This window comes from Micrococcus sp. KRD026 (genome assembly GCF_017168445.1).
In the GTDB taxonomy this organism is placed as follows: Bacteria; Actinomycetota; Actinomycetes; order Actinomycetales; family Micrococcaceae; genus Micrococcus; species Micrococcus luteus.
In genome coordinates, this window is record NZ_JABFBA010000002.1 from 45,520 (window position 1) to 57,479 (window position 11,960).

10 protein-coding genes are annotated in these 11,960 nt (G+C 73.3%); 7 read left to right on the plus strand and 3 right to left on the minus strand.

The window, feature by feature from the left end; translation table 11 throughout:
- Positions 1–927, plus strand: a 927-nt coding sequence (locus J1M40_RS00755; protein WP_206450342.1) for a PaaI family thioesterase, incomplete at its 5' end; no start/stop codon positions are given.
- 133 nt (positions 928–1,060) lie between these two features.
- On the opposite strand, the gene J1M40_RS00760 is transcribed toward J1M40_RS00755, so the two are convergent.
- Positions 1,061–2,575, minus strand: coding sequence for a cytochrome b/b6 domain-containing protein (locus J1M40_RS00760; protein ID WP_342356869.1), 1,515 nt, complete (start codon positions 2,573–2,575; stop codon positions 1,061–1,063).
- A gap of 107 nt (positions 2,576–2,682) precedes the next feature.
- Here J1M40_RS00760 and J1M40_RS00765 point away from each other — a divergent pair, with 107 nt between their 5' ends.
- Complete coding sequence (locus tag J1M40_RS00765; protein WP_206450344.1) at positions 2,683–4,464, plus strand: AMP-binding protein; 1,782 nt, start codon at positions 2,683–2,685, stop codon at positions 4,462–4,464.
- A 78-nt stretch (positions 4,465–4,542) separates the two neighbouring features.
- Positions 4,543–5,100: a MarR family winged helix-turn-helix transcriptional regulator gene (locus J1M40_RS00770; RefSeq protein ID WP_206450345.1), complete on the plus strand. Its 558-nt coding sequence runs from the start codon at positions 4,543–4,545 to the stop codon at positions 5,098–5,100.
- A gap of 29 nt (positions 5,101–5,129) precedes the next feature.
- Here the strand turns inward: J1M40_RS00770 and J1M40_RS00775 are convergent, their stop codons facing one another.
- Positions 5,130–5,903: an SDR family NAD(P)-dependent oxidoreductase gene (locus J1M40_RS00775; protein WP_070708774.1), complete on the minus strand. Its 774-nt coding sequence runs from the start codon at positions 5,901–5,903 to the stop codon at positions 5,130–5,132.
- Positions 5,904–6,083: 180 nt separating this feature from the next.
- Here J1M40_RS00775 and J1M40_RS00780 point away from each other — a divergent pair, with 180 nt between their 5' ends.
- The 4 genes from J1M40_RS00780 to J1M40_RS00795 are packed head-to-tail and all read left to right on the plus strand — an operon-like array spanning position 6,084 to position 10,540.
- The gene (locus J1M40_RS00780) at positions 6,084–7,610 is read left to right on the plus strand and encodes a CoA-acylating methylmalonate-semialdehyde dehydrogenase (protein WP_206450347.1); all 1,527 of its coding nucleotides are present in this window, start codon (positions 6,084–6,086) and stop codon (positions 7,608–7,610) included.
- Between the two features lie 34 nt (positions 7,611–7,644).
- On the plus strand, positions 7,645–8,562 hold the full coding sequence (gene mmsB / locus J1M40_RS00785; RefSeq protein WP_041102792.1) for a 3-hydroxyisobutyrate dehydrogenase: 918 nt from the start codon (positions 7,645–7,647) through the stop codon (positions 8,560–8,562).
- Entirely contained in the window at positions 8,559–9,356 is a 798-nt protein-coding gene (locus J1M40_RS00790; protein WP_036316152.1) for an enoyl-CoA hydratase, read from the plus strand. The genes mmsB and J1M40_RS00790 overlap by 4 nt, the downstream gene beginning before the upstream one ends.
- Positions 9,353–10,540 (plus strand): enoyl-CoA hydratase/isomerase family protein, encoded by a 1,188-nt coding sequence (locus tag J1M40_RS00795; RefSeq protein ID WP_206450349.1) that lies wholly within the window; start codon positions 9,353–9,355, stop codon positions 10,538–10,540. Before J1M40_RS00790 ends, J1M40_RS00795 begins: the two co-directional genes overlap by 4 nt.
- 85 nt (positions 10,541–10,625) lie before the next feature.
- Here J1M40_RS00795 and J1M40_RS00800 read toward each other — a convergent pair whose 3' ends face one another.
- Positions 10,626–11,759: an acyl-CoA dehydrogenase family protein gene (locus J1M40_RS00800; RefSeq protein WP_206450351.1), complete on the minus strand. Its 1,134-nt coding sequence runs from the start codon at positions 11,757–11,759 to the stop codon at positions 10,626–10,628.
- Between the last annotated feature and the right edge of the window lie 201 nt (positions 11,760–11,960).

An 11,960-nucleotide genomic window follows, 5' to 3' on the forward strand; every position in this document is an offset into this window, starting at 1 on the left:
ACCGCGGACTCGCCCACCGGCCCCCGCTCCCACCCCTCCGGCCGCACGGAACAGCTGTTCGGCATCCGCCGCCATGCGCTGATGACCGAGCGGAACGGCGCCCTCAACCCGGCCGCGTTCGAGGTCGGCCCGTGGTGCCTCGACCTGGACGGCCGGCCCACCGGCGCGGCGGCCACCGTGATCATGGACAACGCCACGGCGGTGGCCGTGCACCACGCGGCCCGGGACATCGAGACCGTGGTCACCACCGAGCTGCAGGTCAACGTGCTCGGCCCGCTGCCCGCCTTCGACGCGGCGGCGGTCACAGCCGGGGACGAGGACGGCCCGCTGCTGGAGTGCTGGACCCGCCCGCTGGCCTGGGATGCCGGCGGCGGCGTGGCCCGCGCGTGGCTCGAGGACGCGGACGGGCGTCGCGTCGTCGAGGCGACCGGCTGGTTCCAGTCGGTGCCGGCCGGAGCGCCGGAGCGGATGGCCGAGTTCGTCGCGGCCGGACGGCTGCCCCGCGGGGCCGAGACCCGCGTGCCCATGCCGGGGCTGCTGGCCGCCCGCCCCGAGTCGCTGCCGGCGGCCGATCCGGACGTGCGCCCCGCCGTCGCTGCCGCGGCGAGCGCGGGCGCCCGCTTCGCCCCGAAGCCGGAGCTGGCCAACCCGTCGGGCGCGGTCCACGGCGGGGCCATGACGCTGCGGGCGGTCATCGCCGCGCAGGCGGCCATGCCGGACCGCGTGCGCTACGACGTCCAGGCCGTGCACGTGGTGTTCGTGCGCCCGGGGCATGGCGAGATGGTCGCCCTCACACGGGTGCGACACGCCGGCCGGTCCCTGCGCCTCGTGGAGGTGGACCTCGTGCCGGTCGGCGCCGACGGCGTCCCCGTGGCCGACAAGCCGATGGTCCAGGTGCAGGTCACCTTCCGCGCTGCCCGGAGCTGACGCCCCGCCCGCCCGAGCACCCGAGCGCTTTCGAACGTGAGAAAGGGCCTATCTCACGTTCGAAAGCGCTCATTCCCCCGACATCACGTTCGAAAGTCCCGGGAGGAGGAGGGGCCGTCGTCGTGCGGCCGGCTCAGCGGCCCACGGTGCCGAACCGGGAGGCCACGGGGGCCGTGAAGGCGGGCTTCAGGAAGAACCACGCGGCGGCGGTGACCGCCACGCTCACGAGGAACACCACGAGGCCCCACGCGTCGGTGGCCCCGCCGCGCGAGGTGTACATGTGGTTCAGGTTCGTCAGCAGGCCCGTGAAGGCCACGAGGAACACGTGCACCACGATGAACGCCACGAAGAAGACCATCACCGGGAAGTGCACCTTGCGGGCCACCTCCATGGGGAACGCCTTGTTCAGTCCCTTGGCCTCCGTGGGGAACCACGAGGACATGCGCCAGCCCGTGAGGGCGGCGAGCGGGGCGGCCACGAACACCACCAGCGCGTAGGAGAGCATCTGCAGCGCGTTGTAGTGCACCCAGCCGTTCTCCGTGGGCCAGTCCAGGGACAGGTATTGGATGCCGGCGGACAGGGCGTGCTGGAACACGTGCGGGTCCGTGGGCACGATCCGCGCCCAGTGGCCGGTGGCGATCAGCAGCACCACGAAGATCAGGCCGTTGAGCAGCCACAGCGCGTCGAGGGCCTGGTGCATCCAGATGGTGAGCGAGAACTTCTTCGGGGTGTTGCCCCGCGCGGAGAACAGGCCGTCCTTCGTCGGCGTGAAGTTGGCCGGAGGCCGTGTCTCGTGACGGATCTGCAGGCCCGTCCGGATGATCAGCACCATCAGGAACATGTTCAGGAAGTGCTGCCAGCCCATCCACCAGGGCATCCCCTCGGGGGTGCCCTCGGGCAGGACCGGGTGCCCGTCGTAGGTCGCGATGAAGTCCGCCACCGGGTCCAGGCTCCGCAGCCAGCGTCCGGCCAGCACCGCGAGCAGCGCCAGCACCACGACGCCGGCCACCGCCGGCAGCGCCTTGCGCAGACGGGACGGGGCGGCGGACTCGGCGGCGTCCGTCTCCGCGGCCCGAGCGGGCGTGCCGGTGGCGGCACCGGGGGCGGCCCGGGGCGGCTGCGCGGCGGAGGCCGGCGGGGCCGAACGGGTGTCCGGCGCGGTGGGGGCCGGCTCCGCAGTCGGCGCCGCGGCCACGGGGGCGGCGACGGCCGGTTCCGCATCGGCCGGCTCGACATCGACCGGCTCGGCGACGACCGGCCGAGCCGGCGCCGCGGCGGCGGGCTCGGCGGTGGCCGGCTCCGGTGCGACGACCTCCTGCGCCACCGTCTCCGGTGCGGTGGCGACGCCCACGACGGCCAGCTCGGTGAACCACTCCCCCTCCCGGGCGAACGGCACGTACCCGGCCATGCGTCGCCGCTCCGCGAGCGGCACGAGGTCGGACTCCACGGGCGCGCCCACCCCGGCCGCGGCGGGCGCACCGGTCGCGGCGGCGGCGACGGCGGCCGCCACGTCCGGCACGACGCGCTCGGTCTCGGCGGGTGCGGGGGCCCGCGTCGGGGACGCTGAGGCGGCGATCGGCTCGGGGGGTCGGCGAGGGCGGTCATGGCTCTCCTTCGGGGGCGGTCCGACGACGGCGGGCGGTTTCACCGAGAATCCGACTGTAGGACTTCCAACTATCCAGGTCTGACAGTAGTGTTCCAGATCACAGACCCCCGGCCAAGGATCCGTTCAGCAGCCACCCCGAGGAGGGACCCATGACCGTCCAGGACCCCACCGCCGTCGCCGCCCCGTCGCCGACGGAGGTGTTCCGCGCGGCCCGCGACCTGCTGGTCGAGTGCCAGACCGACTATGAGCGCGCCCGCGCCGAGTTCGAGTGGCCCCGCTTCGAGCACTTCAACTTCGGCTTCGACTGGTTCGACCGCCTGGCTCAGGACCCGGCCCGCGCGGACGTGCCGGCGCTGATCATCGCCGAGGACGACGGGCGCAGCACCGAACGCACCTTCGCCGAGCTCTCCGCGGCCTCCAGCCGGGTGGCGAACTGGCTCTCCGCGCAGGGCCTGCGCCGCGGCGACCGCCTCATCCTGATGCTGAACAACCAGGTGGAGCTGTGGGAGTTCATGCTCGCCTGCATCAAGCTGCGGGTGGTCATGGTGCCCACCACCACGCAGATGACCTCCGGGGACCTCGAGGACCGCGTGACGCGCGCCGGCGCCGCGTGGGCCGTGGCCGGCGCCGAGGACCTGGCCAAGTTCGCCGGCGTCGGCGAGGACCTGCACCTGGTGCACGTGCCGGGCGTCTTCGCGGAGGGCCCGGCGCGCCGCGCCCCCGAGGTCGCCGGCCACACCGTGCTCTCCTACGACGACGCCGACGACGCCGCCACCGAGCTGACCCCGGCCGAGCCGACCCCCGCCGACGAGACGCTGCTCTTCTACTTCACCTCGGGCACCACCTCGAAGCCGAAGCTCGTGGAGCACACCCACACCTCGTACCCGGTCGGCCACCTCACGACGCTCTACTGGATCGGTCTGGAGCCGGGCGACGTGCACCTCAACGTGGCCTCCCCGGGCTGGGCCAAGCACGCGTGGTCCAACTTCTTCGCCCCGTGGATCGCGGAGGCCACGATCTTCGTGCACAACGCCCGCAAGTTCGACCCCGTAGCCCTGATGGCCAACATGGCGCGCTACGGCGTCACGAGCTTCTGCGCCCCGCCCACCGTGTGGCGCATGCTCATCAAGGCGGACCTGGCGCAGCTGACGACCCCGCCGACCAAGACCATCTCTGCGGGCGAGCCGCTCAACGCCGAGGTGATCGACCAGGTGCACAAGGCGTGGGGCACCACGATCCGCGACGGCTTCGGCATGACCGAGACCACCCTGCAGGTCGCGAACACCCCCGGCCAGAAGGTCGTCATCGGCTCGATGGGCCGCCCGCTGCCCGGCATGGACGTCACCCTGCTCGACCCGCTCACGGGCCAGGAGGCCGAGGAGGGCGAGATCTGCCTGCGCCTGGACCCGCGTCCGGTGGGCCTGTTGAAGTCCTACTACGGCAACCAGGAGAAGACGGACGAGGTGTTCCGCGACGGCGTCTTCCACACCGGCGACATCGCCCGCCGCGACGAGAACGGCGTGCTGACCTATGTGGGCCGCGCGGACGACGTCTTCAAGTCCTCGGACTACAAGGTGTCCCCGTTCGAGCTGGAGTCGGTGCTGGTCAAGCACCCGGCCGTGATGGAGGGCGCGATCGTCCCCACCCCGGACGAGCTGCGCCTGGCCGTGCCGAAGGCCTTCGTCACCCTCGCCCCGGGCCACGAGCCCACCGCGGAGACCGCCCGGGCGATCCTGCAGTTCACGCTCACCCAGCTGCCCCCGTACAAGCGCATCCGGCGCATCGAGTTCCTCGAGCTGCCGAAGACCATCTCGGGCAAGATCCGCCGCGTGGAGCTGCGCAAGGCCGAGGTCGAGCGCGCCCAGACGGGCGCCGCTCCGGACGGCTACGGCACCGAGTTCCGGGAGGAGGACCTGGACCTGCAGCGCTGACCGGCCGTTCCCCGCCACCGCCCCGTCCGTGTCCGGCGGTGGCGGGGGACCCCCGGTGCGCCGCTAGTCTGGAGCGCCATGAAGAAGCCACCCCTCGCCCAGGACCCCATCCGGGAGGCCGCCCGGAACTGGGAGCGTCACGGATGGGGTGACGTCGCCCGCCCGATGGCCGCCATCACCTCGATCATGCGGGCCCAGCAGATCCTGCTGGGTCGGGCGCAGGCCGCGCTCAAGCCCTACGGGCTCACCTTCGCGCGGTACGAGCTGCTGGCGCTGCTGAACTTCTCGCGCGAGAAGCGGATGCGGATGTCCAAGGCGTCCGCGCTCCTGCAGGTCCACCCCACTTCGGTGACCAATGCGGTGGACCGGCTCGAGGCCGCCGGGCTGGTGGAGCGCACCCCCCACGAGTCGGACCGCCGCGCGCTCGTGCTCGCCCTCACGGACGAGGGCCGGCGCGTCGCCGTCGCCGCCACGGAGACGCTCAACGCCGAGGTCTTCGGCCGCTCCGGCTTCGGTCCGGCGGACGTGGACACCCTCATCGACGTCCTCGGCCGGTTCCGCGCCCAGGCCGGTGACTTCGAGGCCGACGGCCCCGACGCCGGCGCACCCGCGACGGCGGAGCACACCTCCTCCTGACGCGCCCTCCGGCCTCCGGACCGTCCGGCTCAGCGGGGCTCGAGGCGCACGGCGCCGTCGAGCCGGATGACCTCGCCGTTCAGGAACGGGTTGGACACGATCTGCTCGACGAGCAGCGCGTAGTCCTCGGGTCGGCCGAGCCGGGCCGGATGCGGGGTCTTGGTGGACAGCGCCTCGCGGGCGGCCTCGGGCAGGCCGGCCATCATGGGCGTCTCCATCAGACCGGGGGCGATCGTGACCACGCGGATCTGCGAGGAGGCGAGCTCGCGGGCCGCGGGCAGGGTCAGCGCAACCACGGCGCCCTTGGAGGCGGAGTACGCGATCTGGCCGATCTGTCCGTCGTAGGCCGCCACGGAGGCGGTGTTCACGATGACGCCGCGGTCCTCGCCGAGCGGCTCCTGCGCCTTCATCGCGGCGGCGGCCTGGGCCATCATCGACACGGTGCCGACCGCGTTGATCGCCAGGACCCGGCTCAGCACCTCGGCGGACAGCGGCCCGTCGCGACCCACGAGCTTGCCCGGCGTCGCCACCCCGGCGCAGTTGACCAGCACCCGCAGCGGCCCGGCCTCCAGCGCGGCGGCCACGGCCTCCCGGGCGGTGTCCTCGGCGGTGACGTCGCCCGTCACGAAGCGCGCACGGGGACCGAGGGCGGCCACAGCGTCCGCGCGGACGGTCTCGCCCTCGCGGTCCGGCAGGTCCACCACCACGACGGCGGCGCCCGCGTCCGCCAGGCGGCGGGCGGTGGCATGGCCGAGGCCCGAGGCCCCGCCGGTGACGATCGCGCTCTGGTTCGACAGGTCCATGGGCGGACCCTCCCTTCCTCCTCGGGATACCCCCCCGAGTTCGATAGTTGCATGTCCTACGTTCTCATCCTAGATTAGCGGAAGAGTAACCCAGATCACACGCACGGCCGGGCCCGTCACGCCCGCCGTGGGCGGCGCCGCCCGGCGTCCGCCTTCCGCCTGGACCCGCGAGGAGCCCCCATGTCCGAGAAGACCGCGCCCACCGAGACCGCCCCCGTGATCCCCCACTTCGTGCACGGCGAGCGGCGCGAGGGCGCCTCCGGCCGGCACGGCGACGTCTACCACCCGGCCACGGGCGGCGTGGCGGGGCGCGTGCCGCTGGCCTCCGCCGAGGAGATCGACGCCGCCCTGGCCTCCGCCGAGGAGGGCTTCGCCGCGTGGTCGAGGCTGAACCCGCAGCGCCGCGGCCGCATCCTGCTGCGCTGGGTCGACCTGATCAACGAGAACATGGACGAGCTGGCCACCGTGCTCGCCCAGGAGCACGGCAAGACCTTCCCGGACGCCCAGGGCGACATCCAGCGCGGCATCGAGGTCGTGGAGTTCGCCGCGGGCGCCCCGCACCTGCTCAAGGGTGAGTTCACCGCCGACGCGGGCACCGGCATCGACGTGCACTCCATCCGCCAGCCGCTCGGCGTGGCCGTGGGCATCACGCCCTTCAACTTCCCGGCGATGATCCCGCTGTGGAAGGCCGGCATCGCCCTGGCGGCGGGCAACGCCTTCGTCCTCAAGCCCTCCGAGCGCGACCCCTCCGTCCCGGTGCGCCTGGCCGAGCTGGCCCTCGAGGCCGGCATGCCCGCCGGCGCCCTCAACGTGGTGCACGGCGACAAGGCCGCCGTGGACGCGCTCATCGAGGACCCGCGCGTCAAGGCCGTCGGCTTCGTCGGCTCCACCCCGATCGCGCAGTCCATCTACGCCCACGCCGGCCGCATGGGCAAGCGCGCGCAGTGCTTCGGCGGGGCCAAGAACCACGCCGTGGTCATGCCGGACGCGGACCTCGAGATGACCGCCGACGCCCTGGTCGGCGCCGCCTTCGGCTCCGCCGGCGAGCGCTGCATGGCGATCTCCGTGGCCGTCCCGGTCGGCGAGGAGACCGCCGACCGCCTGATCGCGCTGCTCCGCGAGCGCGTGAAGGACCTCAGGGTCGGCCCGTCGCTCGAGGCGTCCTCGGACTTCGGCCCCGTCGTCTCGAAGGACGCGAAGGAGCGCATCGAGGGCTACATCGCGGCCGGCGTCGAGGCGGGCGCCGACCTGGTCGAGGACGGCCGGGGCGTCGTCGTCGAGGGCCACGAGGACGGCTTCTACGTGGGCGCCACCCTGTTCGACCGCGTCACCCCGGAGATGAGCATCTACCGCGAGGAGATCTTCGGCCCGGTGCTCTCCGTGGTCCGCGCGAAGGACTACGAGGAGGCGCTCACGCTCGTGAACGAGCACGAGTTCGGCAACGGCGTGGCCATCTTCACCCGCGACGGCGACGCCGCCCGCGACTTCTCCACCCGCGTGGACACCGGCATGGTCGGCGTGAACGTGTCGATCCCCGTGCCGATCGCCTACTACACCTTCGGCGGCTGGAAGGCCTCCGGCTTCGGCGACCTGAACCAGCACGGCACGGACGGGCTGAAGTTCTACACCAAGACGAAGACCGTCACCACGCGCTGGCCCTCCGGCGTGCGCGAGGGCGCCAGCTTCGTGATGCCGGCCGGCTCGTGACCGCCCCGCAGCCCGTCCCGACCAGGAGGACCCCATGACCACCGTTCTGTTCCTCGGCCTCGGCCACATGGGCGGCCCCATGGCCGCCAACCTCGCCGCCGCGGGTCACCGCGTGCTCGGCTTCGACCTCGTCCCCGAGGCCCTCGAGAAGGCCCGTGCGGCCGGCGTCGAGACCGTCACGGACACGGCCGCGGCGGCCGCGGAGGCCGACGTCGTGCTGACCATGCTCCCCCACGGACGCCTGGTGCTGGACGTCTACCGAGGGGAGGACGGCGACGGCGGCCTGCTCGCCGCCGCCCGCCCCGGCACCGTGTTCCTGGACTGCTCGACCATCGATGTCGCCGAGGCCCGCGAGGCGGCCGCGGCGGCGGAGGCGGCGGGCATGCGGGCGGCCGACGCGCCGGTCTCGGGCGGCCAGGTGGGCGCCGAGGCCGGCACCCTCGCCTTCATGGTGGGCGCCTCGGACGAGGTGTACGCCGAGGTGCTGCCGCTGCTCGAGGTCATGGGCGCGCGGATCGTGCACTGCGGGGCCGCCGGCCTGGGCCAGGCCGCGAAGATCTGCAACAACATGGTGCTGGGGGTCACGCAGATCGCCGTCGCCGAGGCCTTCGTCCTGGGCGAGCGCCTGGGCCTGCAGCACCAGGCCCTGTACGACGTGATGAGCAAGGCCTCCGGGCAGTGCTGGTCCCTGACCACCAACTGCCCGGTGCCCGGCCCCGTCCCCGGCTCCCCCGCGAACCGGGACTTCCAGCCCGGCTTCGCCGGCGCCCTGATGGCCAAGGACCTCGGGCTCGCGCTCGCGGCCCTGGACGAGCAGGGCGTGGCGGCCGACCTGGGCCGCCTCGCGCAGGCCAAATACGCCGAGTACGCCGCCGGAGAAGGCGCCGCCCGCGACTTTTCCGGCATCATCGAGGACATCCGAGCATCACACACGGACAGGAGCGAGGCATGAGCGAGCAGACCACCCCGGACGGCGCCGAGTCGCCGATCATCGTGGAGCGGCAGGGCCGGGTCGGCCACATCCGCCTGAACCGGCCGAAGGCCCTGAATGCGCTGAACGAGGCGACGATGCGTGCTGTCGTCGCGGCGGTGCAGGAGCTGGACACCGACCCGGAGATCGGGGCGATCCTGCTCTCCGGCTCCCCCAAGGCGTTCGCCGCCGGCGCGGACATCAAGGAGATGGCCACCAAGGAGTTCTCCGAGATGTACGCGGCCGACTGGTTCGCCGGCTGGGACGGGCTCACCCGTGCCCGCACCCCCATCGTGGCGTGCGTGACCGGCTACGCCCTCGGCGGCGGCTGCGAGCTGGCCATGATGGCCGATGTGCTCGTGGCCGGCGAGGGCGCGAAGTTCGGCCAGCCCGAGATCAACCTCGGCGTCATCCCCGGCATGGGCGGCTCCCAGCGCCTGACCCGCGCCGTGGGCAAGGCGAAGGCCATGGACATGATCCTCACCGGCCGCATGATCGGGGCCGAGGAGGCCGAGCGCATCGGGCTCGTCTCCCGCGTGGTGGCCGACGAGAAGGCCCTCGAGGAGGCGCTGGAGGTGGCCGCGACCATCGCGTCCAAGTCCAAGCCGGCCTCCTGGATGGCCAAGGAGGCCGTCAACGCCGCGTTCGAGACCACGCTCGCCCAGGGCATCGCCTTCGAGCGCCGCGTGTTCCACTCCGCGTTCGCCACGGCGGACCAGAAGGAGGGCATGGACGCGTTCACGGCCAAGCGCGAGGCGGGGTGGCAGCACCGATGAGCGACGCGCAGACCACGGCGACGACGGCCCCCGCGGCCGGGCAGGACGGCGCGGCGGACGAGGTGCTCCTCGAGGTCCGCGACGGCCTCGGCCGCATCACGCTGAACCGTCCGCGCGCCCTGAACGCGCTGACGCAGGACATGGTCCGGGCGATCGACGCGGCCCTGACCGACTGGGCCGCGGACCCCGCCGTGCGCGGCGTGCTGATCCGCGGCGCCGGGGAGAAGGGACTGTGCGCCGGCGGCGACGTCGTCTCCCTGCGCTCCTCGCTCCTGGCCGGGCGGTTCGCGGAGGCCGAGGAGTTCTTCCGCGACGAGTACGCGATGAACGAGCGCATCGCCACCTACCCCAAGCCGTACGTGGCCTTCATGGACGGCATCGTCCTGGGCGGCGGCATGGGCGTGTCCGTGCACGGCTCGCACCGCGTGGCCACCGAGCGGACCCGCGCCGGCATGCCCGAGACGGCGATCGGGTTCACCCCCGACGTCGGCGGCTCCTTCCACCTCGCCCGCGCACCCTTCCAGGCGGGCCGGCACCTGGCCGCGACCTCGGCGCACGCCTCCGGGTCCGACGCGGTGGCCCTGGGCCTGGCGGACGTCTTCGTGGAGTCCGCCCGGCTGGACGAGCTCGAGCAGGCCCTCGCCGCGGCGTTCGGCGCCCTCGGCTCGGCCGCGGACGCGGGCGGGCGCGACGAGGCCGCCTTCGCCGCCGCCGACGAGGTGCTGGCCCGGTTCGCGGTGGCCGAGGACGCACGGCCCGCGTCCGCGCTGGTGGCCGGCCGGGAGTGGATCGAGGACGCCTACGACCGGGAGACGGCCGCCGAGGTCCTCGCCGCCCTGGACGAGCGCGCCGCCGCTGGCGGGGAGCACGCCGAGGCCGCGGGGCAGGCCGCCGAGGCCATCCGCACCAAGTCCCCGACCGCCGTCGCCGTGGCCCACGAGGCCCAGCGCCGGCTGGCCGAGCGCGGGGCGGACCTGACGGTGGCCGACGCGCTGCGCCAGGAGTTCACGATCGGCACCCACCTGATGCGCGAGCCGGACATGGCCGAGGGCATCCGCGCGCTGCTCGTGGACAAGGACAAGGATCCGACGTGGAGCCCGGCCCGGCTCGAGGACGTCTCGGCCGAGGACGTGGCCGGGCACTTCGAGACCGTGTCCGGGGTGGACCCGCTCGAGCTCGGCTGAGCCCGCCCCGACGGACGGCGCCCCGTGGTCACGTGTGGTGACCGCGGGGCGCCGTGCTGTGGGGGCCACCGGGCGGGCCCCGGCGTCAGCCGATCAGGCCGCGACCCACGATCATGCGCATGATCTCGTTGGAGCCCTCGAGGATCCGGTGCACGCGCAGGTCCCGGACGAGCTTCTCCACCCCGTACTCGTGCAGGTAGCCGTAGCCGCCGTGCAGCTGCAGGGCGGTGTCGGCGGCCTCGTAGCCGGACTCGGTGGCCACGAGCTTGGCCATGGCGCACAGGCGCACGGTGTCCGGGTCGTTGCGGTCCAGGGCGTCCGCGGCGCGCATGAGCATCGTGTGGGCGGTCTCCAGCTTCACGGACATGTCCGCGAGCTCGAACACGAGGGCCTGCTTGGTGGTGAGCGGCTCGCCGAACGCGCTGCGCTCCTTGAGGTAGCGGGTGGCCTTGTCCAGGGCGGCCAGGCCGCCGCCGATCGAGCAGGCGCCGATGTTCAGGCGGCCGCCGTTGAGGCCGTTCATGGCGATGCGGAAGCCGTCGCCCTCCTCGCCGAGGCGGTCGGCCACGGGCACGCGGACGTCCTCGAAGATCACCTGGCGCGTGGGCTGGGTGTGCCAGCCCATCTTCTTCTCGTTGGGGCCGAAGGACAGGCCGGGGGTGTCCTTGTGGACCACGACGGCGGAGATCCCCCGGGCGCCCGTGTCCGCGGTGCGGCACATCACCACGTAGCAGTCGGACGCGCCGGCGCCGGAGATGAACTGCTTGACGCCGTTGAGGACGTAGTGGTCGCCGTCGCGGACGGCGCGAGTCTTCAGCGCGGCCGCGTCCGAGCCGGCGCCGGGCTCGGTGAGGCAGTAGCTGGCCAGGTGCTCCATGCCCGCGAGGTCGGGGATCCAGCGGGCGCGCTGCTCGTCGCTGCCGAAGGAGTCGATCATCCAGGCGACCATGTTGTGGATGGAGATGTAGGCGGCGAAGGCCGGGTCCGCCTTGGCGAGCTCCTCGAAGATCAGGATCGCGTCCGTGCGCTCCAGGCCGGTGCCGCCGTGCTCCTCCCCCACGTAGATGCCGCCCAGGCCGAGCTCGCCCGCCTCGGCGAGGACGTCCACCGGGAAGTGCTTCTCGGCGTCCCAGTCGAGGGCGTGCGGGGCGACGCGCTGCTCGGCGAAGTCGCGGACGGCGTCGACCAGGGCCTTCTGGTCGTCGGTGATGGGGAACATGGGTTCGTCCTCCTGGGGCTCGGGCCGGCCGCGCGGGCGGTCCACGACGGGGTGGTGCGGGGGTGACACCGCGGGCGGCGACAGGGTGTGACTGTCGTCACCACGATAATAGGACATCCAATGATTAGCCGTGTCGCCGCCGGGCCGTGGGCTAGCGTGCTCCCCGTGCAGACCACCACCAGCCCCACCGCGGACTCGCCC